19 protein-coding genes are annotated in these 23,997 nt (G+C 53.9%); 2 read left to right on the top strand and 17 right to left on the bottom strand.

All coding sequences use genetic code 11. The features are described 5' to 3' along the window. Positions 1-334: 334 nt before the first annotated feature. From M891_RS0105465 to ftsE, 3 genes are all read right to left on the bottom strand, one after another. A complete protein-coding gene (locus M891_RS0105465) occupies positions 335-1,552 on the bottom strand; it encodes a murein hydrolase activator EnvC family protein (protein WP_028538113.1) in 1,218 nt (405 codons plus the stop codon). A gap of 87 nt (positions 1,553-1,639) precedes the next feature. Continuing rightward, positions 1,640-2,554: a permease-like cell division protein FtsX gene (gene ftsX, locus M891_RS0105470; RefSeq protein ID WP_028538114.1), complete on the bottom strand. Its 915-nt coding sequence runs from the start codon at positions 2,552-2,554 to the stop codon at positions 1,640-1,642. After that, positions 2,544-3,230: a cell division ATP-binding protein FtsE gene (ftsE, locus tag M891_RS0105475; protein WP_009225387.1), complete on the bottom strand. Its 687-nt coding sequence runs from the start codon at positions 3,228-3,230 to the stop codon at positions 2,544-2,546. The genes ftsX and ftsE overlap by 11 nt, the downstream gene beginning before the upstream one ends. Before the next feature lie 232 nt (positions 3,231-3,462). Between ftsE and M891_RS23370 the strand changes: the two genes are divergently transcribed. Next, positions 3,463-5,070, top strand: coding sequence for a VanW family protein (locus M891_RS23370; RefSeq protein WP_036699466.1), 1,608 nt, complete (start codon positions 3,463-3,465; stop codon positions 5,068-5,070). Between the two features lie 260 nt (positions 5,071-5,330). Here the strand turns inward: M891_RS23370 and M891_RS0105485 are convergent, their stop codons facing one another. Further along, positions 5,331-5,996, bottom strand: a complete 666-nt coding sequence (locus M891_RS0105485) for a hypothetical protein (RefSeq protein WP_028538115.1) — start codon at positions 5,994-5,996, stop codon at positions 5,331-5,333. 368 nt (positions 5,997-6,364) lie between these two features. Here M891_RS0105485 and M891_RS0105490 point away from each other — a divergent pair, with 368 nt between their 5' ends. Beyond that, positions 6,365-7,681, top strand: a complete 1,317-nt coding sequence (locus M891_RS0105490) for a CynX/NimT family MFS transporter (protein ID WP_028538116.1) — start codon at positions 6,365-6,367, stop codon at positions 7,679-7,681. A gap of 93 nt (positions 7,682-7,774) precedes the next feature. Here M891_RS0105490 and M891_RS0105495 read toward each other — a convergent pair whose 3' ends face one another. From M891_RS0105495 to argC, 13 genes are all read right to left on the bottom strand, one after another. Continuing rightward, a complete protein-coding gene (locus M891_RS0105495) occupies positions 7,775-9,046 on the bottom strand; it encodes an MFS transporter (protein WP_028538117.1) in 1,272 nt (423 codons plus the stop codon). A gap of 98 nt (positions 9,047-9,144) precedes the next feature. Then, on the bottom strand, positions 9,145-10,695 hold the full coding sequence (locus M891_RS0105500; RefSeq protein ID WP_016314103.1) for an MDR family MFS transporter: 1,551 nt from the start codon (positions 10,693-10,695) through the stop codon (positions 9,145-9,147). A 1-nt stretch (position 10,696) separates the two neighbouring features. Beyond that, positions 10,697-11,443 carry a hypothetical protein gene (locus M891_RS0105505; RefSeq protein WP_028538118.1) on the bottom strand — a complete coding sequence of 249 codons (747 nt, stop codon included), beginning with the start codon at positions 11,441-11,443 and terminating at the stop codon, positions 10,697-10,699. Positions 11,444-11,470: 27 nt separating this feature from the next. Continuing rightward, positions 11,471-12,193 carry a hypothetical protein gene (locus tag M891_RS0105510; protein WP_051416850.1) on the bottom strand — a complete coding sequence of 241 codons (723 nt, stop codon included), beginning with the start codon at positions 12,191-12,193 and terminating at the stop codon, positions 11,471-11,473. Further along, entirely contained in the window at positions 12,193-12,837 is a 645-nt protein-coding gene (locus M891_RS0105515; RefSeq protein WP_028538120.1) for a YhbD family protein, read from the bottom strand. The genes M891_RS0105510 and M891_RS0105515 overlap by 1 nt, the downstream gene beginning before the upstream one ends. 241 nt (positions 12,838-13,078) lie before the next feature. Then, a complete protein-coding gene (locus M891_RS0105520; RefSeq protein WP_028538121.1) occupies positions 13,079-15,076 on the bottom strand; it encodes a methyl-accepting chemotaxis protein in 1,998 nt (665 codons plus the stop codon). A 329-nt stretch (positions 15,077-15,405) separates the two neighbouring features. Next, positions 15,406-16,821 carry an argininosuccinate lyase gene (gene argH / locus M891_RS0105525; protein ID WP_028538122.1) on the bottom strand — a complete coding sequence of 472 codons (1,416 nt, stop codon included), beginning with the start codon at positions 16,819-16,821 and terminating at the stop codon, positions 15,406-15,408. 260 nt (positions 16,822-17,081) lie between these two features. Continuing rightward, positions 17,082-18,320 (bottom strand): argininosuccinate synthase, encoded by a 1,239-nt coding sequence (locus M891_RS0105530; protein ID WP_028538123.1) that lies wholly within the window; start codon positions 18,318-18,320, stop codon positions 17,082-17,084. A gap of 26 nt (positions 18,321-18,346) precedes the next feature. Further along, on the bottom strand, positions 18,347-19,309 hold the full coding sequence (gene argF / locus M891_RS0105535; protein WP_028538124.1) for an ornithine carbamoyltransferase: 963 nt from the start codon (positions 19,307-19,309) through the stop codon (positions 18,347-18,349). Between the two features lie 3 nt (positions 19,310-19,312). Beyond that, complete coding sequence (locus M891_RS0105540; RefSeq protein ID WP_028538125.1) at positions 19,313-20,575, bottom strand: acetylornithine transaminase; 1,263 nt, start codon at positions 20,573-20,575, stop codon at positions 19,313-19,315. Positions 20,576-20,632: 57 nt separating this feature from the next. Beyond that, positions 20,633-21,418 (bottom strand): acetylglutamate kinase, encoded by a 786-nt coding sequence (argB, locus tag M891_RS0105545; protein ID WP_028538126.1) that lies wholly within the window; start codon positions 21,416-21,418, stop codon positions 20,633-20,635. A 64-nt stretch (positions 21,419-21,482) separates the two neighbouring features. Then, positions 21,483-22,718, bottom strand: a complete 1,236-nt coding sequence (gene argJ, locus M891_RS0105550; protein WP_028538127.1) for a bifunctional glutamate N-acetyltransferase/amino-acid acetyltransferase ArgJ — start codon at positions 22,716-22,718, stop codon at positions 21,483-21,485. A gap of 40 nt (positions 22,719-22,758) precedes the next feature. Further along, a complete protein-coding gene (gene argC / locus M891_RS0105555) occupies positions 22,759-23,811 on the bottom strand; it encodes an N-acetyl-gamma-glutamyl-phosphate reductase (RefSeq protein ID WP_084628821.1) in 1,053 nt (350 codons plus the stop codon). Between the last annotated feature and the right edge of the window lie 186 nt (positions 23,812-23,997).

A 23,997-nucleotide genomic window follows, 5' to 3' on the forward strand; every position in this document is an offset into this window, starting at 1 on the left:
CAGCCTCTAGCTTCATCCAACCTTCTCGGTGCTAATAACCCAATTTTAAATCTTCCATGCTAACCAGGTGGTTTTAAAATTGGCTTCTTATCACGTGGCACTCTCAAGTAGCCTAATCGACGTCGAATCTTGAATTCAGCCGAGCCTTCCGTTGCTCACGTAGCCCGTACAAGCTTATGCTTCCGAAGTCGTTTTCTACGAAAACGTTTAGCTCCGCTACTCAGTCTCTAGCTTCATCCAACCTTCTCGGTGCTAATAACCCAATCTAACGGTGAAAACGGACCCTGCCCAAAGAGGCGGTATCCGTTTTCGCTCGAACACTATAGTTATTTTATTACAAATAAGGCATTGGGTCTACCGGGTTACCGTTGATCCGGACTTCGAAGTGACAGTGAGGACCGGTGGAATTGCCCGTGCTTCCGACTTCGGCAATTTTTTCGCCTTTCTTCACGTGCTGGCCTTTCTCAACCTTAATCCCGCCGTTGCGAATATGGCCGTAAAGCGTCCATACGTTGTCACCGTGGTCGATGATGACCGTGTTGCCGTAGCCGCTCCACCATTCTGCAACGATGACGACGCCGTCCTGAGCAGCATGAATGTCCGTACCTTGCGGTGCTGCGAAATCCACACCTGTATGGGTCTTCTTCACACCCGTAATTGGATGGATACGCGTACCGTAGCCGGAAGAGATGCGTGCACCATCCACCGGCAATCCAAAGGAACCTCCGTTCCCCTTAAATCCGCCGGAACCGGACGAAGTCTTCTTATATTTGTATACTTGTGCGGCCTTTAGCTTGTTCTTCTCTTGTTCCAACGCCGACCGTTTCTTCGCCAGCTCAACCAGGAGCGCTTCTTGCTCCGCGCTGATATCTTCGGATTCCTCGATCTCCGCGTTGTATTTCGCAATCAACTGCTGCTTCTCGATCTCCTTCGCTTCCAGATCGCTCTTCCGCGACTCGGCATCCGCATAAAGCTGCTTCACTTTGGCATAATCCTGCTCCAGTTGCTGCTTCTGTTGCTCAATCAGTTCCTTATCCCGTTTATGTTCGTCCAACAGGATATGGTCTTGATTGGCAATCGCTTGGAGGGAGTCCGCGCGCTCAAGAAAATCGGTGAAGCTGGTAGAGGACAGCAGCACATCTAAATAGGAAACGACGCCATCCGTATACATCAACCGAACGCGAGTGTCAAGCAAGTGGGATCGCTCTTCAATTCGCGCCTGGGTCTCGTCCAATTTTTGCGCGGTTTCACGCAGATCCTCTTCCGTTTCCTCAATTTCGAGGGAGATTTTCGTTAACTCATTGCTGACAACCTCAATCTGACTCATTAATTGCTTCAGATAGTTGGTGTTTTTATTGACGTAATGCTGCGCTTCCTGCTTCTGACTCTCGGCTTTCTCCTGCTGCGCTTTGGCTTGCTTAGCCTGCTCCTGAAGCTGCTTCAGCTCTTTGTCGATCTGGCTGATGGTTTTGGTCTTGGCGAAGCCTTCAGTAGGTTGGAAAATCAAAGCGGCTAATGCGACAACGGTGAGTGTGGTTATCCATTTCTTCAACTTCGTTTCCCCATCCTTCTTGTATAAGGTAGTTAAAAGTTCGACTCTTCTAGATATAAGAAGACCTCGGCTTTTGATTGCAATGTGCTACACCTTCAAGAACTTCCGAATCGACATCGTACTTCCCCAAATGCCAATCAAAAGTCCTAAGCCAACCAGCAATCCGCCTAGTTCCAGACCGATATCTTGCAGCGGCACCAGTTGAATAGCCAGCGTCACGTCGGATTTGACCGAGGTCACCAGCTCGTTATAACTAAAGAACAGCACGCCAACGGTAATCAAAGAACCGATCAAACCTATGAGTGCGCCTTCTACGAAGAACGGCCAGCGTATAAAGGTATTCGTCGCGCCGACCAGCTTCATGATGCCAATCTCCCGGCGACGGGCTAAGATCGTAACCCGGATCGTATTGGAGATGAGGAACATCGCCATCAGGGCAAGACCCGCTACAAAGGCAAATCCGATATTGCGGATCGCCCGGGTGATTTTGAATAACTTTTCCACCGTACCTTGTCCGTAGTTAACCTTATAGATCGGGTTCTCTTCGTATTTATCGTTCAGGGCATTAATCTTGCTGGCTACGTAAGGCACCGTAGTAGGTTCAATGACCTTAACCTCAAACGTATCAGGAATCGGGTTCGTCGTCTCGTCGTACCCTTCCAGCAGATCCTTGCCTTCCTCGCCGAGCTTCTCCCGGAAATCCTTGAGACCTTCGGCTTTAGGAATCAGTTTCACTTTGCTGACTTCTTCCATGGAGCCGATATCGTTATAGATCTGGTCGCGTACGGCTTCGGTCACATCTGAGTTGAGGTATGCTTTGATCTGTACCTGGTTGTCCGCCTCATCGGCAAACGCATTGACGTTCAGCACTAGCAAGGTGAACACGCCTAAGATCAGCAACGATACGATGATCGAGGTGATGGACGCCACCGACATCCAACCGTTGCGGAACACGCTCTTTGCGCCTTCCCGCAAATGCCGCAAGAAGGTGCTAATAGTCATAACCATATTCCCCTCTCAGCTGGTCTCGCACGATATTGCCGTGTTCAATCGCGATGACGCGTTTGCGCATCGTATTGACAATCTCTTTGTTGTGGGTAGCCATAACGATTGTAGTGCCTCGGAAGTTGATTTCGTCCAGCAGCTGCATAATCCCCCAGGAGGTCTCAGGATCGAGATTCCCCGTAGGCTCGTCCGCAATAATGACGGAAGGATTATTGACGATCGCTCGAGCGATCGCCACCCGCTGTTGCTCACCGCCGGATAGTTGGGATGGATCGCGGTTTGCTTTATTTTTCAGCCCGACCAGGTCGAGCACTTCCATTACGCGTTTCTTAATAATCTTCTTCGGGGCTTCGATCACCTCCAAAGCAAACGCCACGTTCTCGTAAGCCGTTAGCTTCGGGAGCAGACGAAAGTCCTGGAAAATCACCCCGATATTTCGGCGCACATAGGGAATTTTGCGAGGTTTTAGCTTGCCAATGTTAAAGCCGTTCACAGAAATCTGCCCCTTGGTGGGCACTTCTTCCCGGTAAATCAGCTTCATAAAAGTCGATTTCCCTGCGCCGGAGGGACCAACCAAATACACGAATTCATTACGGTCGATCTTGACCGAAACGCCTTTAAGGGCGTGGGTACCGTTCGGATATGTCTTCCAGACATCCTGCATTTCTATCACTTGATCACGTCCTAAATCTATGATTCCGTTTCTATAGGTGGCCCTATCTTACATTCGACATGTTCCAGCCAAATCCTTTAAAAGTTGAGGAAATTCCTTGAAGTCCGATATTTATTGTAACAAAGATGTTACCACTTGAGTACCCGAAAGTTTCCAGCTGTTTGATCATACATATAGTTGTACAAGGTTCTTTTCTATGAATCTCAAGGGCTGCGGCCTAAAGGAGACGGCTATGAAAAAGAAACATTTGGCAGCTATATTCCTCTGCGTTGGGCTTCTCGGCGCCGCAAGTTGGGGAGCGCTCACACTCTATGTCTCACAGGACACCCTGCCTGCGGGCACCGTTGTGGCCGGATTGGATCTGGGTCGGCGCCAGCGTGATGAAGCGCTGCGGCTCCTTGACCAGGAGATCGCCGCATTAAACCGGAAACAAGCTGTGTTTACAGTCGACGGCACTACCAAAACCCTCACCTGGGAGGATGCCGGGATTACATTTGATGCAGAAGCTTTTCATGATGAGGTACAGCGACTGGAAGAAGGCTCCTTATGGGAACGGGGAATGGCGAGAAGAAGTTTTCCTCGGCAGCAGACGCTCAGCATCACCTTCGATCCGAAGAAGCTGCAGACGATGTTTTCCCCGGAGTGGGAAAAGAATCGATTTGGCTCCCCAGTGAACGCCGTGCGAACGATTACGCCGCAAGACCAAATCCGCTATTTGCCGGGTACGGCCGTGCAACGCATCGACTGGGAACGCTTATTGGAGATGGTGCCAAAGCAGCTTGGTGAAGAAGTGCGTCGTTTGGAAAAAAATTCATGGCATGAACCAACCTCAAACGCGTTATCGAAACAGCTTCCTACGTTGCAGTTTACCGTACCGCTCAAAACCGTAGAGCCCGAAATCACCGTAGAACGGCTCAAAAAAGAAGGCATCCGCCGCAAAATCATCCAGTTCTCCACAAGCCTGATGTCCAGCGGGGCCGGGCGGGTGCATAACGTGGACGCGGCAGCCCGCAGCATCGACGGGATGGTATTGGCTCCAGACGAAATTTTCGATTACAACGAAGTGATTGAATATGCCGAGAAGACGTACGGCTTCCGGGAGGCGCCGGTTATTTTTGGAGGGCGGCTGACCCCTGGGGTTGGAGGCGGCATTTGCCAGGTGTCGAGCACGCTCTACAATGCGGCGGTTCGTGCCGGGCTGACCATCGTGGAGCGACGCAACCATTCCCTTCCGGTCAAATACTTGCCCAAAGGTCAGGACGCCACGTTCGCCAAAGGCTACATCAACTTCCGCTTCCAAAACACCTCCGGCCACCATCTCCTCATCCGAGCCGAGGTGAAAAATGGTCAACTAACTGTTAAGCTTTTTGGCGATATGCCGGAGAACGTGAGTTACACGCTGGAGTCCCGTACAACCGAAGTCATTTCCCCGCCCAACAAGTATGTGATCAACCGCTCCTTGCCTGCGGGCAGCCAGCAAGTGCTCGTGCGTGGAAAGCAAGGATATGTCGTGGAGACATACCGCATCAAGAAAGTGGACGGCAAGACCGTTGAGCGCACGTTACTCTCCAAAGATACCTATCCGGCACAACCCAACGTCATCGCGGTGCGTGAAGTCAAAGCTGGTTCGACTGGGGGCAGCAATAGCGGAGATACGGGGAGCGGTGGCGGCAACCGTGGGAGCAACGGAAGTGGTAACCGCGGTAGTCAAAGCGGTGGTACAGGATCCGGGGGGCAAGGCGGCACAAGTGGATCTGGGAATTCTAACGGCGGAACGTCTTCGGATAACCTACCCAAACAGATCTTAGAGGACGGCGTCACCGGTCCGAATTTTCGATGAGCATCGCGGGGAGGCGGCCTTGCCGCTCCCCTCTCCCTTCTAACCCGGGCGATAACGGTAAAAATGGACCTTATTTCGTCAATTTCACGCCACTTCACCGAGATAAGGGAAAATTGTGGCGTTATTTTACGATAGGAAGCCCAAACTCACGCTTATTGCGACGTTTCCTCAATTATAAGGACATTTTTTACCGTTATTTCCCCGGAAATTGTCTGGGAGAGTCAAATAAGACCATAAAAGGGCGCTATTCTCCTCGCAAATTACAAAAGAAGCCGCTCGGCGTCGAGCGAAAGTCGATAGGAACGAACGCGTACGCTGCCGCTGGCAGGTTGGATCCACTGTTTCTCAGACAGTTGTCTTAGCCATTTGCGAGCTGTTTTGCTTTCCACTCCCATCATGTGACAGATGTCCCCCGGTGTTAAAGGTCTCCCCGCGCGAAGGAACTGACGAAGCAGCTCCCTCTCATGGTAGTTGGCCTGCAACAAAGAATCCGCCTCCCCCAGCCACCTTCCCATAAACTGCTGCAATGTTTGCTGACAGTAACGCGGGTTCTCGCTGACGTCATCGTATGTAAATCGCAGCACCTTCCAACCATCCAGAATCAAGTCGTTTTGCCGCCGACATTGGTCGGAGAAGCGATCCCGGCTGATCCCGCGCAGATGCGGGCCATATCCGTCGATTTCAATGGCAAGCTTAATTCCGGAACGTAGGTAAGCAAAGTCAAGATAGCGGTATCCGTCTTTAAAATCGGTCACCTCATATTCAGGATGAAGCTGCCGAAAATGCCCGAAAGCGGGCCACCATACTTTTTCGACAAATGCCTTTTCCGCATACCCATGCCCCTCCCTCAATCTTCGTTCTCTCTCCCCTTGCCGGCGTCCCAAATGATCGCTGATCCACTGCGCATACGTCTCCTGAAATCCCATCCAACCAACCTCCTCCAATGGAAAAATAAAACGCCTTCCGTCGACGGACGAGACAACTACATCGTCCAACAACAAAAGGCGTGTGCTTCACGGCTCTATATTTGTTTTGTGATTTACTCATTATTATACCACATGCTCGCCATATTCTTCCATATACTTCTCCAACTGGAACAGGTGACCAATCACCCAAAATTTGCCGCACGATGTAAACTTGAAGTATACTGGACTGCATCTGAGACCTGCCACAAACGTTCCTCATAAATTTACTGCATAAAATAATTCGCAGCGTCTCCAAACTAGGGTATCAACTTCAAGAGCACCGCTCTTGTTGCTGATTTCGTCGATGTAAGAAGGAGGCTTCCTTATAGATGAATAAAACGATCGCGTCCGCCTCTAACCCAGACTTAGATCAAACGCGCCGCACCTCAGTATGGCTACTGGTCACTGCCGTGCTTCTGACCGCCGCTGCCCTGCGGTCGCCCATCACCGGCGTAGGTGCCCTCATTGGCGAAATCGAGGCGGCCACGGGCTTGTCGCACGCGATGTCAGGCATGCTGACGACACTGCCGCTGATCGCCTTCGCGGTGTTTGCGCTGGCTGCGCCGGGCTTGTCCGCAAAGCTGGGGATCGAGCGGACGTTGTTCTTCAGCATGGTCCTGATGACCGGCGGCATCCTCGTCCGCTCCCTGCCGTCCGTTGCTGCGCTATTTGCCGGCACCGCGTTGATCGGCATCGCGATCGCGGTCTGTAACGTGCTGCTGCCCGGGCTGATCAAACGCGACTTCCCGCAGCAAGTCGGTCTGATGACTAGCCTGTTCACCACGTGCTTGACCTTCTGGGCGGCGATTTCCTCCGGGATCAGCGTGCCGTTGTCCCAAGGCCCGCTGGGGTGGCGAGGTGCGTTAATGATTTGGGGGGTGTTGACGGCGATCGCCAGCTTGGTCTGGCTGCCGCTGCTGCCCAAATACGCCGAAGCCAGCCGGAACCAGAACAACGCAGCCGTTGCGGGCCGTTCCGTCACCCCGAAGGAAGGGGAAGCAACCAACACTTCCTCACGCACGCTGTCCGGTCAGCCTAATCTAAGCCCTGCATCTGCTCCACGGCTCCGCAATCTTTGGCGTTCACGGGTTGCCTGGCTGGTGACGATATTTATGGGCTTCCAGTCGTTCCTGTTTTACGTCAGCATTTCGTGGCTGCCGGACATCCTGCAGGAGCGCGGGATGAATGCCGAACAAGCCGGTTGGATGTTATCGCTGATGCAGTTAGTCAGTATGGCCGGCTCCTTCTTAATGCCGCTGTTCGCCGCGCGATCGGACAACCAGAAGTGGCTGACCGCCGCCTCCGCTGCGTTATGCGTGATAGGTTTTGGCGGCATCTGGGCCGGATCGGTCTCGCTAGCTCCACTCTTCATCCTTCTGCTTGGGGTTGGTTCCGGCTCCACCTTTGGTCTGGCGATCGTGTTCTTCTCGCTGCGCTCGCGCACAACGGAGCAGGCCAGTGCTCTATCTGGCATGGCTCAATCGATTGGTTATATCTTGGCTGCTTTTGGGCCAACGCTGTTTGGCTATCTCCACGATCTTAGCGGCAATTGGGACACCCCGCTTGCTGTGATCACCGGTGTTTCGATCATAACCGCCCTCTTTGGCTATGCCGCAGGGCGCAAGGGAGATGTTGATGCACGCTAAAGGAGATGCAAGCCCCAAGCCACAACTCAAAAAAGCTGTCCCCGAGGCCCTCAATTAGGCCCCAAAGGGACAGCTTTTTCATTACTGCCAACCTCAGCTCGTTGGCTGACCTTCCAGATGCGGCTGCGGCTGTGGCTGCACCGCCGGCTTGTGCTTGAAGATCGGGACTAGGATCATCGCGCCCAGCAGCATGATGGTGCCGGATACCGCGTAAATGCCAACAAGCGGGAAGAACGTCTTCAACACGCCGGACACCGACATCATGATGACCATCATGCCCATAAACATCGGGCTAAGTACACCATTGACGCGGCCGACATAGGATTGCTCCGTCCATTGCAGGATCATCGTGTTGATTCCGATCTGGATGCAAGGGAATGTCAATCCGTTCAGGAACTGCAATGCCAACGTCAACGGAACGCTGGTCGACAGCCCCATGCCCACGATACAGACAGCGCTGACCGCCATCCCGAAGGCTAACAGCATTTGAGGCGGGATTTTTTTTGCTAAGCCCATAATTACACCGCCGCCAATCAACATCGCTACCCCGTTCACCGCCAGCAAAAATTGCAGGAATTCCTTAGGTTGACCCAAACGTTCGGTGACGACAAACAACCCCAGCGTCTGAATAATCCCAACCGAGAAGCCAGCAATGGCAAACGTGGCGCCCAATACCTTCAGTACCGGACTACGCCATACATAGCGGAAGCCGTCCGCCAGTTCCTTGCGAATATTGGAGGTTTTCTCCTGTTTCTCCTCTGGCTCCGCATCCGCCGGCAGCCGGAACAGCACCAAAGCGGAGAGCAGGAAAGCCACGCCCATCACGCCAATCGAGATGTAAATCCCAAATTGATGATAGGAGTAAATCCCCAGCGACGGCCCAATCACCATGAAAATAGCGACCAACGACTGGAACAACGCCATCCCTTGCTGCACTTTATCCGGATGGACATGCTGCTTAAACAGCTTCATAACTGACGGCTGCGAGAACTGCGACAAAATGGCCGAGATAAAGGTGGCAAAATAAACCGCTTCCCACGAACCGTACAGCAACGTCAGCAGTACGGCGAAGACCGACACCGCGGACAGGAAGTCGCACCAGATCATCGTCCGCTTCGGCTTCCAGCGATCCGCAAATGCCCCTCCGATGAATGAGAACACGAAGATCGGCGCAAACTCCACGACGGAAATGAGCGAAATCGCCAGCGGATCGTTATTGGTCTGGTCAGTGACAAACATCAGAATCGCAAAGTTACGGACCCAGATCCCAATCTGCAAGAACAGGTTAGAGATCAGGATCGTCTGGTAGAACCTGTTCCGGAACAAGCTCCCGGAAGGCAAAGCCTGTGACTCATTACTTTTCACGTAAACACCTCATTATTGCTCAGGATAAACTATAGATTATCCATATGAACTGTAGGGATGTCAATTGTTTCTTTGATTCCCTTGAATCTGGATATATCTCACTCCGAAACCACCGGCTTCTTTTCAGTACGACTCGCCGCATTAGGCCCAAACCCGCTCATTTTGGCATGGCCCATAAAACATACCGTGATCAAAGCCAGAACAGCTGGCACCAGCGTCCACCAAAACATCGTGGTAATCGACTTCGACAGATCCGTTACAATCTGCTCCAGGACCGGTGCCGGAATGGCTTTACGTGCTTCCGAAGCCAGGAGCGTCCGAGGATCATCCAGGGATGGAAGCCCTTCGGCTCCGCCGCCCATGCCGGATAACGATTCACTTAACCGATTGGCGAACAAGTTGCGTTGCACGATCCCAAAAATCGTAATCCCCACCGTCATCCCCAGCGAGCGAATGAACGACATCGTCGAGCTGGCAGCTCCCCGCTGCGAAGGTCCAAAATCTTGAATGGCCGACATTCCCAATACAGAGAAGGAGAACCCCACGCCAAAACCTGCGATGGCCATATAAATCGACAGCATCAACTTGGTCGTGTCCGGCGTAATTGTGGCCAGCAAAGCGATCCCCAAGATAAAAATAACCGCCGATAAGATCATCACATTACGAAAGCTGGTACGCTGCACGAGAAAGCCCCCAACTTGGGAAGCAACTACAGAGCTCAACGTCATCGGCAACAGGATCAAGCCCGAGTTGGTCGCCGTACCGCCCGTGACCCCTTGCACGAACAACGGAATATACACCGAAGCTGCAATAAATGCGGCACCGTAAAACAACCCGGCGAGGTTGCTGCTCGCAAACAGCCGTTTGCGGAACATCGCGAAGGAGATGATCGGCTCCTCCGCCTTACGTTCTACCAGCAGAAAAATCGTAAACAGCACGGCAAACGCCGCAAACAGGCCAAGGATCTGTCCGGAATCCCAGGCGTACAACTGCCCGCCCAGTTCCAAGGCAAACATCAGGGCAACCACTGCACCAATCAAGGTTACTGCCCCCCACCAATCGATGCGTTGTTTGGAGTGAACGGCCGATTCCCGGTAAAAAGCCAAGATCAGGAACAAAGCGACGATCCCCAGCGGGATATTGATGTAGAAATTCCAGCGCCAGTTCAGATGGTCGGTAATAAATGCCCCAAGCAACGGGCCGGCCAGGCTGGAGATCCCGAAGACGGCGCCAAACAAACCGCCCATGGCACCGCGTTTCTCCACCGGGAACACATCAAACACGATGGCAAAAGCGATGGGCATCAATGCCCCGCCCCCGATCCCTTGGATCGCACGGTAGATGCTGAGCTGTACAATGGTGTCAGCCGTACCACAGAGAATAGACCCTAACAAGAACAATGCTATGCCAAAAACAAAGAAACGTTTCCGCCCATACATATCGGACAGCTTACCGAAGATCGGCATCGCCGCCATTTCCGCGACCATGTATGCGGAGGTCACCCATACGTATTTATCCAGTCCACCGAGCTCGGACACGATCGTGGCCATTGCCGTAGACACGATCGTATTGTCCATGGCGGACATTAAGATTCCGAGCAGCAGACCGGCAACCACGAAGCCGAGACGGCTGCTTTTTTGTGTGTTCATCTTATTCATTCCTCCAAACGTTCAAGTGCTCCCCCACCTCGCTGTGCGGGTCTTGATGATAGTGCTTTGTATATTCCACGAGTCGGATCCGACAGCCCGGACCAATATGGACATCCCCGCCGCGCACGACATCGGCTACGGTATTTTCCAGACGAATGACATCCCCTTCAATCACCCTTGCCTGCAACGCCGGTGTGCCCCATTGCTTAAACAGCGATACCCACTTCCAGGTCGGGTGCGGAGCGATGCGGATTTGCCCGCCGACGATTTCCCCCGCTTCGCTGCGGCCGAACATCCCAATCTCCACCCGCTCGGCATTGATCGTGCCTTGGGTTTGAACCGCCCCCTTGAGGCGCAACCGTTCGGCCTGACAGTCACCATTCAACTCGCAGCTTCCAAACAGCCCAATCTCCTCTCCTGCGATGCCGCCATCAATGCGAAGCTCCCCATTCAGCTTGGCTCGGCCTGCTTGAAGCCCGCCTCGGACGTTAAGGGTGCCGGTAAGATGCAGCTCTTCTCCGCGCATCGGCCCGGTAACCTCAATCGTGCCAGTCGCCTTGACGGTCTCGGCACGCAAGCCTCCGTCCACCTCCAGCGTTCCGGTACAATTCAAGCTGCGGCAATTCACATCTCCATTGATTTCGCCTTCGCCGACAATTTTCACTTTATTAAAAACCCCGCCGTTTGATGTCCCGTTGCCAACGATCTTCAAATCGGCGCTGCGGTCTTGCATAACTTGTTCAGCCATCCTCAATCCCTCCTGAGTGATGAGTCGTTATTTCTGTTCCGCGTGCCCAACCGAAGCCTGCGGTGAAACCTCATAGTGTTCCTTATACTCCACGCGGCCAATTTCGCAGCCCGGTCCAATCACAACCGAGTTACCGCGCACCACTTCCGCCTTCGTCCCCTCCAGCCGAATGTCATCTCCTTCGATTACATCGACCGTCAACCGCGAAGCCCACATGGGAGAGATGTAATCCAACAGACGTTTGCCTTTGCGCTGGCGAACCACAATCACTTCCCCGCCGATTTCCTTCGCATGGCAAGGACCCTCCAAATCCAGCTTCAGATTTCCCGCATTCAGCATCCCGCCAACCTGAAGCTGGCCGTCCACCTCTGCGGTTTCAAATTCAGCATTGCCGTCCAGCTTCAAAGCGCCGTCCACCTTCGCCGTCTCACCAATCACAGAGCCTTTGGATTGGAGCATTCCTTGGACATGCAGCGAGGTGAATCGCACATCTTGGTGGACCTTCAACATTCCGTCCAGCTCGATTTTGCCGCCCTGCAGCAACCCCTCCGAGGAACCAGTGCCGTTGAAGCTCATTTGGCCAGCTTGGATCGTTCCTTTGATTTTCAGCGTCCCGTTGGCTTCCAAGACTTCGCAGGTAATGTCCCCGTTTAATGTGGCAATGCCCTCCGTCTGGATTTCACGGTACACGCCGCCGGATGCCTGACCTACACCGTTAATTTTCAAATCCTTAACGCTTCGTTCCGCCATCATCCTTCACTCCCGCTCACCAATAGTTTTAATTCCTCTGTGCAGCGCGCCAGCGATAACCGAACGATCGTCCGGACACTGCGGTCAACAAAAATGTCCCCATCCTCCGGCACCAGGATAAAGGCGGCCACCCCCATTTTACGGATGAGATGTACGCCGCATTCCTTCCCAGCCAAGCCTGGTAAATGGTCCTCAAGCGCCTGAACCAATAAACGCCCTTCCTCGAGGGAAATATCCCCGCTTTGCAGCAGCTTATCGAGCACGTAGACGATTAACATCTGATCGAAGCCAAAGTTCGGCTGCGCCTCTTTCTTCTCTGTAGTCTCCATATATAAGTTCAACGATGTAGATGTAACAATGTTTCGTTCCAGTAGTTCATCCGCGCTTAAACGGATATCCTTCGGACTCCCTGAGAAGACATCCGCCAGCGCATCCAGCGATAAATCGTCCTTCATGCCCAGAATGCGGTCAATGCGCTGCAGGATTTTTTCCCTTGGAAAATACGTTTCTTGCCCGGTAAAAGACGATTTACGGATAAACCACTGTTCCGGGATCAGGTTCTTGCGCTTCCAGCGATACAACTGTCCATACGAAATGCCTGTCAGATCCAGCAATTCCTTCTTGGAAATCAAATCCTCACTCATTGTCATGCTCCTTTCATTGCACAAACAGCGTAACATAACATTGTTACGTTGTAAAGTAAGCGTGAATGGAGATCGATCCAAGTCGTTGCTGCTATTCATCTTAATCGACCCTCGGATCTTCTCCATCCGTCTCGGGGCGGATTTATGCGCCCGGCTCAGGGTGGAAATCTCAAACGAAAAAAAGCCCCTCGCCACGAACTGTGACTAGGGGCATGAACGGCATAGATTCTATTTTGACCTCTTATAGCTTAAACCGATCGATCTGCTCATGCATATCTGCGGCCATCCGAGCCAAGCCTTCTGAGGCGGAGGAGATCTCTTCCATAGACGCCAGCTGTTCCTGGGTTGCCGCCGTCACCTCTTGCAGGCCCTCCATGCTGCTGGACGAGGTTGCTGCAATTTGTTCAACTGCGTGAGCGATTTGATCGGCACTCGCCGACATTTGCTGCGTGATGGCCGACACTTCATGAATTTGCTCCGATATCCGCTGCGTAGACCGCTCGATCGCTTGGAAGGCCGTTTGCGCTTCCTCGGTTACGGCTCTTCCCCGCTCGACATTCGTATTCACCTTATGATTCATGACTTCGTAGGCCTTGCTCGTAAGTTCGGTCATCTGCCCGATAGTCCGTTGAATCATTTCCGCTGTCGCTCCAGACTGTTCCGCCAGTTTACGCACTTCGCCCGCTACCACGGCGAAGCCGCGTCCTTCCTCGCCGGCACGCGCCGCTTCGATCGCTGCATTTAGCGCCAGCAGATTGGTTTGGTTGGCAATCTCCGTAATCGCGCTGCTCATTCCGGCAACCTGTCCGCTGAGCTCATTCATCTGATGCAGGATCTCCGCCGATTCCAGCGTCGACCGGCGAATCTCTTCCATTTGCAATCCGACGAGGTTCACCTTCCCGCTGCCCTCCCGGACATCCTCTACCGTTTGCAACGACGACTCAACGATGAGACCGGACGCGTCCGCGATTTTCCGGATGCCTTGGGACATTTCATCCATCGTCTTGGCGCTGTCTAATGAAGCGGCCGCTTGTTTCTCCGCATGATCCGAAGCGACCGAGGCTAGCTGGGCGACATGCTCCACTGCCTTGGCATTCTGCTCTGTTCCTGCAGTAAATTCTTCGCTTGAAGCTGCTAGTTGGCTGGCCGTTTCGGACATCTCCCGCACCATTCCCCGCAGGGAAGCCAACATGCTGTTATAGTTCGCGGTCAGTTCACCGATCTCGTCCTTACGCTTCGTGGCTACATCCTCGTTCAAGTAACCTTCACTCACCCGTTTGGCCGAACGGTTAAGCCGCTCGATCGGGCGCGTGATGCTCAAAATCACGATGATGAGCAAGGTGCCCGCAACGATCATTGAGACAGCCAGGACAATGAGGGAAGTCCACATGACTGGCTTTGAGGCGTCGCGGAATTCCTGCACATCCAGAACCCCAACGATTTTAAACCCGGTCAGTGGGTTGGTCGTAAAAAACGCGCTTTCTTCCTTCCCGGTTTCTGGATCGGTATACGTCAAATAGCCCGATTCCGCCTCATGGATTTTCGCCAGATGTTCACCTGAAGCCTCTTCACCAACCGTTTTGGTCGGATGCGAGACGAACTTGTTCGAACGGTCCAAGATATAAATATACCCGCGTTCCCCCAAGTGAATGCTGCTGACGTCCGCATTCAGTTTTGCCAAGTCCAGGGCGACCGTGATCGCTCCTTGATGGTCTTTTAACGCGCGGCTGATATAAAGATTAAAATTGCCGGTCGTCGCCGATACGAACGGATCAATGATTACGGTTTCCTCCGGGTTTTCCATGGAGGTGATATACCAATCCCGTTTGCGCGGGTCATAGTCCTGTTTGCCAGGATCGGGGGCTTTCATCCACGCTCCGTTCTGATTGCCAACTACCAGATTCTCTAGCTCTGGATGTTTTTCTACGAAGAGGTCAATGAGTTTCCGCAGCTCCGGAGATTTGGCATCCACCTGGGCGGAATCGATTTGCTGCACCAGCTGCTCCACGTTGCGAACTTCCGCCTCTACAATATGGTTAATCGTTTTATTCAATAGATTGACGCTCGCTTGGGTGTTATCATCCATTTGTTCATGTAACTGTTCGCTGGCGCGGGTATAGCTGGAGTAAGAGGTCGCCAGATTAGGGACCGCCAGCAGTACGGCAAAAATGATGAGCATCCGGTTGCGTAGTGTACGGACCTCCAACAATTGTCGAATCTGCATCCATCTTTTTTTCATCGTCGTTCTTCTCCTTTTATTTTGTAATGGGCATCCTGTGCTTCTTGTTGTCTGCCAAGGGTTGATCAACTACAAAACCGCGCCAATGTTGCTTCAGTCTGAGTCAATGCACCAAAATAAAAGGCTTGGCAAGATAAGTTATTACTATCTTTCGACAAAAAACGACGAATTCTTTATGGTTTTCTGAAATTTTTATGTAATTTCCATAAAATTCAAAATGTACAGAAGGCGCCCTCTCGAGGGCGTCGAAGCAAGGTAAATAAAAAAAACAGCCGTTCGTCTATCGACGAAGGCTGTCTCCGAGCTCTGCCTGCGAATTGGCTAATCGCTTATTTACTTTTTTCCAGATACTCTTGCGTCCATTGGCGGCCCGCTTCCAGCTTGCTCTCTGCACGTTCAATGGCGGCCGTCACTTGAGCGGTAGCTGTCCCGCCGTATACGTTACGGGCATTCACGACCGTCTCCGGCTGGAGCACGTCATAAATGGTATCGTCAAACAATGGCGAAAACTGCTTGAACTCGTCTAATGTCAGATCCAGCAGGTATTTGCCGTTTTGAATGCAGTAAAGGACGGTTTTGCCGATGACCTCATGCGCCTGACGGAACGGCAGACCTTTGTTTGCCAGGAAGTCGGCAATGTCGGTGGCGTTGGAGAAGTCCTGGTTGACCGCCTCGCGCATCCGCTCCTTGTTCACTTTCATCGTGGCGATCATCGGTGCGAATAGCTGCAGCGCTCCTTGCAGCGTGGCAACAGTGTCGAACATGCCTTCCTTGTCCTCCTGCATGTCCTTGTTGTATGCCAGCGGCAGCGACTTCAGTACGGTTAACAGGCCCATCAGGTTGCCGTAGACTCGGCCGGTTTTGCCGCGGACCAGTTCCGGAACGTCCGGATTTTTCTTCTGCGGCATAATGCTGCTGCCTGTACAGAACGCATCATCCAGCTCGATGAAGCGGAATTCGGTGCTGCTCCACAGCACGAGCTCCTCGCTGAGACGCGAGAGATGCATCATCAGAATGGAGGCGTTGGCAAGGAACTCGACGATAAAGTCGCGGTCGCTCACGGCATCCAGACTATTTTCATATACCCCGTCAAAATGCAGCTGCTCGGCTACAAAATGACGGTCGATCGGGAACGTCGTGCCAGCCAGCGCCCCTGCACCCAGCGGCAGCACATTTATCCGCTTATAGCTGTCCTGCAGACGCTCGATGTCGCGTTGGAACATGGACACGTATGCCAGCAAATGATGGGCAAACAGGATCGGCTGCGCCCGCTGCAGATGGGTATAGCCCGGCACAATCGTGTCGAGGTTCGCCTTGGCTTGTCCCAGCAGCGCCTCCTGCAGTTCCTGCAGCAGGCCCACGAACTCGACCACTCGCTTGCGCAGGTAAAGGTGCATGTCCGTCGCTACCTGGTCGTTGCGGCTGCGCCCAGTGTGCAGCTTCCCGCCAACCGGCCCCACCTCGTCGATCAACTGCTTCTCTATGTTCATATGGATGTCTTCGTCCGATACGGAATATTCCATCTCGCCGCGGCGGATCTTCAGCAGAACCTGATGCAGGCCTTCCTTGATCTTCTCGACATCCTCTTCCGGCAAGATCCCGCATTTGCCCAGCATGGTAACATGCGCGAGACTTCCTTGCACATCCTCCTCCGCCAACGCTTTATCAAACCCGATGGAGGCGGTATACTCCTCAACTAAACGGTTGGTCTGCTTCGTAAAGCGGCCACCCCACAGCTTGCTCACCTGACCCACTCCTTAACTCGAAACTTGATTGCTATTTCCAATCAATTCAGAACAGAAACAGAAGGAAATGTATTCGAAATTTCGACTACATTTCCTCGCGAACAATCGAAATTGTAGATTCTATTCGAAAAATCATACACATTCCCGCCTCATCCCCGCAAAAAGCTCAATTATATACGAAATTTCATACACATTGGGGTCTAATCGCTAAAAATCGGCGAATTGTATTCGATTTTTCGAATAGATTTTGGGTACACCCTTTACTTGCCGCTGTTTTGCGCCACACCCGCGCCAACTTTCAGACGCAGCGCGTTCAGATGGATGAAGCCGGTGGCGTCGCCTTGGTCGTACGCTTGCGTAGGATCGGCCTCCATCGTAGCGATATCCGGGTTGTACAAGCTGACTGGACTCTTCACGCCGGCGGCGATGATGTTGCCTTTGTACAGCTTCACGCGCACCGTACCTGTTACATTCTTCTGGCTCTCCGTCACCAGCGCTTGCAGCGCCAAGCGTTCCGGCGCAAACCAGAAGCCGTTGTAGACGAGCGTGCTGTAACGGGTGATCAGGCTGTCGCGCAGGTTCATGACCTCGCGGTCCATCGTCAGCGATTCCATTTTGCGATGAGCCGTGAACAGAATCGTTCCGCCCGGCGTCTCATATACCCCGCGGCTCTTCATGCCGACAAACCGGTTCTCCACCATGTCGACGCGGCCGATGCCATGTTTGCCGCCCAGCTCATTCAGCTTCTCCATGACCCCAAGCGGGCTCAACCGTTCGCCATTGAGGGCCACGCAGTTCCCTTGCTCGAACTCCAGCTCCAGATACTCCGGTTGATTCGGGGCATCCTCCGGCGACACGCTGAGCAGGTACATGTCTTTGTTTTCCGGGGCGGATGCGTCAAACCACGGATCTTCCAACACGCCGCTTTCATAGCTGATATGCAGCAGGTTGCGGTCCATCGAGTAAGGCTTCGCTGCCGAGGCTGTTACTGGAATGCCATTCGCTTCTGCATAGGCGATCATTTCAGCGCGTCCCGGGAAGCGATCGCGGAACTCGCTCAACCGCCAAGGGGCGATCACGCGAATTTCCGGAGCCAACGCCGCGGCCGCCAGCTCGAAGCGCACTTGGTCGTTGCCTTTGCCGGTAGCGCCGTGGGCGATCGCCGTTGCGCCTTCCGCGCGGGCGATTTCCACCATGCGCTTGGCGATCAGCGGACGGGCGATGCTGGTACCCAGCAGGTATTGCCCTTCATACAAAGCGCCCGCCTGGAACATCGGATAGATGAAGTCTTTGGCGAACTCGTCGCGCAGATCGTCGATGTATACTTTCGAAGCGCCTGTAGCCAAAGCCTTCGCTTCCAGCCCGTCCAATTCTTCCTTCTGGCCGATATCAGCCGTAAACGCGATAATTTCGGCATCGTATGTTTCTTTTAACCACTTGAGAATGACCGACGTATCCAGGCCCCCGGAGTATGCCAGTACGATTTTTTCCTTTGCCATGATTCCTAGTCCTCCCGAAGAAAAATTTATCCTATCAATGCGGCCATCAGCGCTTTCTGCGCATGCAACCGGTTCTCTGCCTGATCAAAAATAATCGAATGCGGTCCGTCGATCACGCCTTCGCTGACTTCCTCGCCCCGGTGAGCCGGCAGGCAATGCATAAAGACGTAATCCGGCTTCGCATACCGCGCCAGCTGCTCGTCGACCTGGTAATTGCGGAAGGCCTCTTCGCGGATCTTCTGCTCTTCTTCAAAGCCCATGCTTGCCCACACGTCGGTGTAAATGGCGTCCGCTTCTTGTACCGCTGCCTTCGGATCGCGCACCACTTCAATAACCGCGCCCGTCGCTTTGGCGATTTCTTGCGCATCCGCAACGATTTGCGGGTCCGGTTCATACCCTTCCGGGCTGGCCACGGACACGTGAACGCCCAGCTTCGCCCCGCCGATCATCAGCGAGTGCGCCATGTTGTTGCCATCGCCCACGTAGGCCAGTTTAAGGCCTTGCAGCTTGCCCTTATGCTCGTAAAGCGTCTGATAGTCGGCCAGCACCTGGCACGGATGAGCCAAGTCGCTCAGTCCGTTAATGACCGGCACGGTAGCATAGCGGGCCAGATCGACCACCTTATCATGACCGAAGGTCCGGATCATGATCCCGTCCAGGTAGCGCGACATGACTCCCGCCGTATCAGCGATTGTTTCGCCGCGTCCGAGTTGGATATCATTTTTGCTGAGAAAAAGCGCATGGCCCCCCAACTGATACGTCCCCACTTCAAAGGACACCCGCGTCCGCGTTGACGATTTTTCAAAAATCAATCCGACGGTTTTCCCCCGCAGCGGCTGGTACACCTCGCCGTTCTTCTGCTTGCGCTTGAGCTCAATCGCCAAATCGATCAAATAGTGGATCTCGTCAGTCGAATAATCCGTCAGCTCGATAAAATCGCGGCCGTTCAAATTCATACTGCTGCGTTTGGATGGTTCCAGCAAAGTCATTGATTAGTTCCCCTCCTTGGAAGTATAAGCGGCGATGACGTCTGCCAAAATCGCTACGGCCTGATCAATCTCTTCCTTCGACACCTTGAGGTTCGGCAGTAAACGAATGACCTCCGGGCCAGCGGTGACGAACAGCAGTCCATGTTGTTGTCCCAGCAGTACGATGTCGCCTACCGGTCCGGCGCATTGGATTCCGATCAGCAAGCCTTTGCCGCGCACTTCTTGGACAAACGGCTCATCTTTAAACGTCTCCTTCAGGAGCCCCGTCAAATATTCACCCATCTCTGCCACATGCTCCGGAATGCGCTCCTCCTGCATCGTCTCCAGTGTGGCAATGATCGCTGTCGTCACGATCGGATTGCCGCCAAATGTAGACGCATGGCTGCCCGGAGGGAACGCTTCGCGCAAATACGCTTTCGCCAGCATCGCCCCGGCGGGCAAGCCGCTGGCAATCCCTTTGGCCGATGTAAAAATATCTGGCTCGATGCCGTAATGCTGATGCGCAAACCATTTGCCCGTACGTCCCATGCCGGTTTGGACCTCGTCGATGATGAGCAGCAGCCCCTCTTCCTTGCACAGCTCGGACAGCTCTTGCACGAACACCGGATCCACCGGGTGCACGCCGCCTTCGGCTTGCACCATTTCCAGCATCACTGCCGCCGTTTGTAGGCCAATCGCTGCTTTCAGGGCAGGCAGGTCATGCAAAGGTACAGACTTGAAGCCTTCTGGAAGCGGCAGGAAGCCGTCCTTCACCTTCTGTTGACCGGTCGCGGTCAGCGTAGCCAACGTCCGCCCATGGAAGGATTGATTGAACGTAATAATCTCGAAGCGGTTGGTTCCCTTCACCTTTTGATGGTAGCGCCGCGCCAGCTTGATCGCCGCTTCATTCGCCTCGGCGCCGCTGTTGCAGAAGAAAACGACGTCCGCGCAGCTAATCTCGGTCAGCTTCCGCGCTGCAGCTTCCTGCTGCGGAATATGGAACAGGTTGCTCACATGCCAAAGCTCATCCAGCTGAGCCTTCACCTTGGCCGCCACCTTCTCCGGGGCATGCCCCAGGTTGGCGACCGCAAGACCGCTCATGAAATCAAGGTAGCGGTTGCCTTTGTCGTCCCACAGCCAGCTGCCTTTCCCTTTAACCAAATGAATCGGGTACCGGGCATAACTTGGGAACAACGCGCTGGGGCTGCTCCCTTCCGCCGCAGCTGCTACGGCGTTTGCTCCGGTGCCCGGAGCCGTTGTTGCTTCTTTCAGATCACTTTGCGCCATCGTTTTTTCCACTCCCATCTACTTAATTACTAATATAACCTTCCGACAGCCGCTTCGCTACGCCATCCGCACGATTCGGGTACCGATGCGTCCCCCGGCCAGCACTTTGCCAAGCACACCCGGCTCGTTGCCGCCTACAATCACTGCTTCCTTGACACTGCCGCTGATGCAAGCCACGGCGGCGCGCACCTTCGGGATCATTCCGCCGTAAATTTCCCCGGTGGAGATCATATCCTCGATTTGCTGTACGGTAATGGAATCGAGCACTTTTCTTTCGGTACCCGTCATTTTCAAAATCCCAGGCACATCGGTAACAACAATCATGCGCGAAACCCCAAGTGCCGATGCAACCGCTCCTGCAGCCGTGTCCGCGTTGATGTTATAACGTTGCGCTCCGTCTGCACCAATACCTACGGGAGCAATGACTGGAATGTAACCGAGGTCCAGTACGCCGCGGATCAAATCCGCGTTAACACCCGTCACATCCCCAACGAATCCGACTTCCTTGCTGTTCGCAACCGGCTTCGCCTGCAGCAAACTGCCGTCCACACCGGATAAGCCCAGCGCTTTCCCGCCGTTCTGAGCGATGCGGCGCACGATCAACTTATTAATACTGCCGGCCAGCACCATTTCTACGACGTCCAGGACTTCATTCGTCGTGTAACGCAGCCCGTCCACGAACTTGCTCTCAATTCCGAGCTTGCCAAGGTTTTCCGAAATGGCTGGCCCGCCGCCGTGTACGATCACCGGGTTGGCCCCTTCTTTTTGCAACTTCACCAAGTCAGCAAAAAAAGAATTCGGCAGCTCCGCGAGCGTGCTGCCGCCACATTTCATCACAAACATTAGTCTGCCTGCTCCTTTCCGGAGTTCATCTCATCTGATAAATGATTTAGGATATGAATTCAAATTAAGTGCGATAAGCCGCGTTAATCCGGACGTAGTCATAGGTCAAATCGCAGCCCCAGGCGGTGGCTTCGCCTTGGCCGTTATGCAGGTCAACGGAGATGTTGATCGTGTCGCCTTTCAGGTAAGCAAGCGCCACATCCTCATCGAAAGGAACCGGACGTGAGCCCTCCAACACGACGATGTCGCCAAGCTTGATGTCCACCGTCTCCGGATTGACCGGCTCTCCTGCACGGCCGACCGCAGCAATGATGCGGCCCCAGTTGGCATCGGCCCCAAACACCGCCGACTTCACAAGGCTCGAGCCGACGATTGTCTTTGCGATCGCCTGAGCCGAGTTATCGCTTACGGCGCCTTGGACCGTCACCTCAACGAGACGGGTTGCGCCTTCCCCGTCGCGGGCAATCGCCTTGGCCAACGTCTCGCACACGTGGCGGAACGCCGCAGCGAAGGCGTCCCAATCGGCGTGTCCGGGGGACAGCTCCCGATTGCCGGCCAACCCGCTCGCCATCGCTAACAGCATGTCGTTCGTGCTCGTGTCGCCGTCGACGGTGATCATGTTAAACGTCACGTCGGTCGTTTGCCCGAGCAGGCTTTGCAGCGCCTGTGGTTCAATAGCGGCGTCCGTCGTGACGAACGCCAGCATCGTGGCCATGTTCGGGTGAATCATGCCCGAACCCTTGGCAGCCCCCGCGATCGTTACCTCGCGGCCGTCCACGTCCAGCTTCACGCACACCTCTTTCTTCACGAGGTCCGTGGTCAAAATCGCCTGGCAGAACTGCTCGGCCCCCTCGCCGTTCGCTGCCAGCGCCGCCGGCAATCCTTCGATGCCGGCATGGACGCGGTCCATCGGCAACAATTCGCCGATGACGCCGGTGGAGGCTACGGCGACTTCGTGTTCGCCGAGCCCAAACGCCTTCGCCGCCGCTGCGCGCATCGCGTAGGCGTCAGCTTCGCCTTGCGCGCCGGTGCACGCGTTGGCGTTGCCGCTGTTGACGACGACGGCCCGCAGGCGCTGCCCGCTGGACGCGACGCTCTCACGCGTCACTTTCAGCGGCGCCGCCTGGAATACGTTCGTCGTATAAACTGCCGCGGCGACCGCCGGCACTTCGCAGAGGATCGCGCCGAGGTCGTTGCGGGTTGTCTTCTTCAGACCGCAATGCAGACCGCCGGCCTGAAAGCCTTTTGGCGTGGTGATGCTCCCCTCCGGCGCTTCACGAAATAAACTAACCACTCCCATGACTGACTCCTTTCATAAGCCCAAATAAGTTCATATCTACCTACGGATAAACGGGTGTGAACTTCAAGCCGGTCGTTTCTTCCCAACCCATCATCAGGTTCAAATTCTGAATCGCTTGCCCCGCCGCGCCTTTAACCAAATTATCAATGACGGACACGATCGTCAGCCGACCTGTACGCGCATCCGCCGCAAAGCCGATGTCGCAAAAGTTCGAGCCAAATACTTCCTTGGTCGCTGGCCACTTGCCTTTATCCCGAATGCGGACGAACGGACGTCCTTCGTAATATTGACGGTACAGCTGAATCAAATCTTCCTCCGTGTAAGCCCCCTTCAATGTGGCATACATCGTGCACATAATCCCCCGCGTCATCGGGGTTAGGTGCGTTGTGAACGTTACCGTAACCGGTTCGCCGGTGATTTGCCCCAAGGTTTGTTCGATCTCAGGGATATGCTGATGTTTGTTGACCTTATATACTTTCATATTTTCATTGATTTCCGCGTAATGGTTCGTCAGGTTCATCCCGCGGCCTGCGCCGGATACCCCCGATTTCGCATCGATGATGATGCTGCCCGGATCAATCCAACCTGCACTTAACGCTGGGATTAGGCCAAGCAGCGTAGCGGTCGGATAGCAGCCCGGGTTGGAGACGAACTCCTTGCCTTTTACTTCATCGCCGTAAATCTCCGCCAAGCCGTATACCGCCTGCTCAAGCAACGCGGCTTCCGGAGCCTCATGTTTATACCAAGCCTCGTATTCCCGGCCGTCTTTAAGCCGAAAATCACCGGACAAATCAATAACCTTCAGTCCAACCTCCAGCAGCTGCGGCACTAGCTTCGTGCTGACCCCGGATGGCGTCGCAGTAAATACCACATCCACCTTCGTGGCAAGCTCCTCTGGATTCAAGCCGTCCAGCGGCTGAACGATGATCTCGGATAAATGCGGGAACCCGTTCGTTATAGGCTCTCCTGCGCTAGTAACGGAAATCACCGAAGCAATCTCGACATGCGGATGTCCCCATAAAAAACGAATCAGCTCCACGCCCCCATATCCCGTGGAACCGACAATGGCTACTTTTATTTTCTCCCCGTTCACAATGCTAACCTCGCTTCCTCTCCCATTGGATCAACCCTATGAAATCAACAATATGCATCATTCCGTTGTAAATATGTATTATTATACGGCTGAACTTATATAAATACAACAACTCTCACAAAAAATTTCCCCTCGCATGTCAGGCCCCTCTTTTGGCCGCCAAACTTTTATGTAGGGGCTGAATCA

Origin of the sequence: Paenibacillus sp. J14 (genome assembly GCF_000518465.1) — a bacterium.
GTDB lineage: Bacteria > Bacillota > Bacilli > Paenibacillales > Paenibacillaceae > Fontibacillus > Fontibacillus barengoltzii.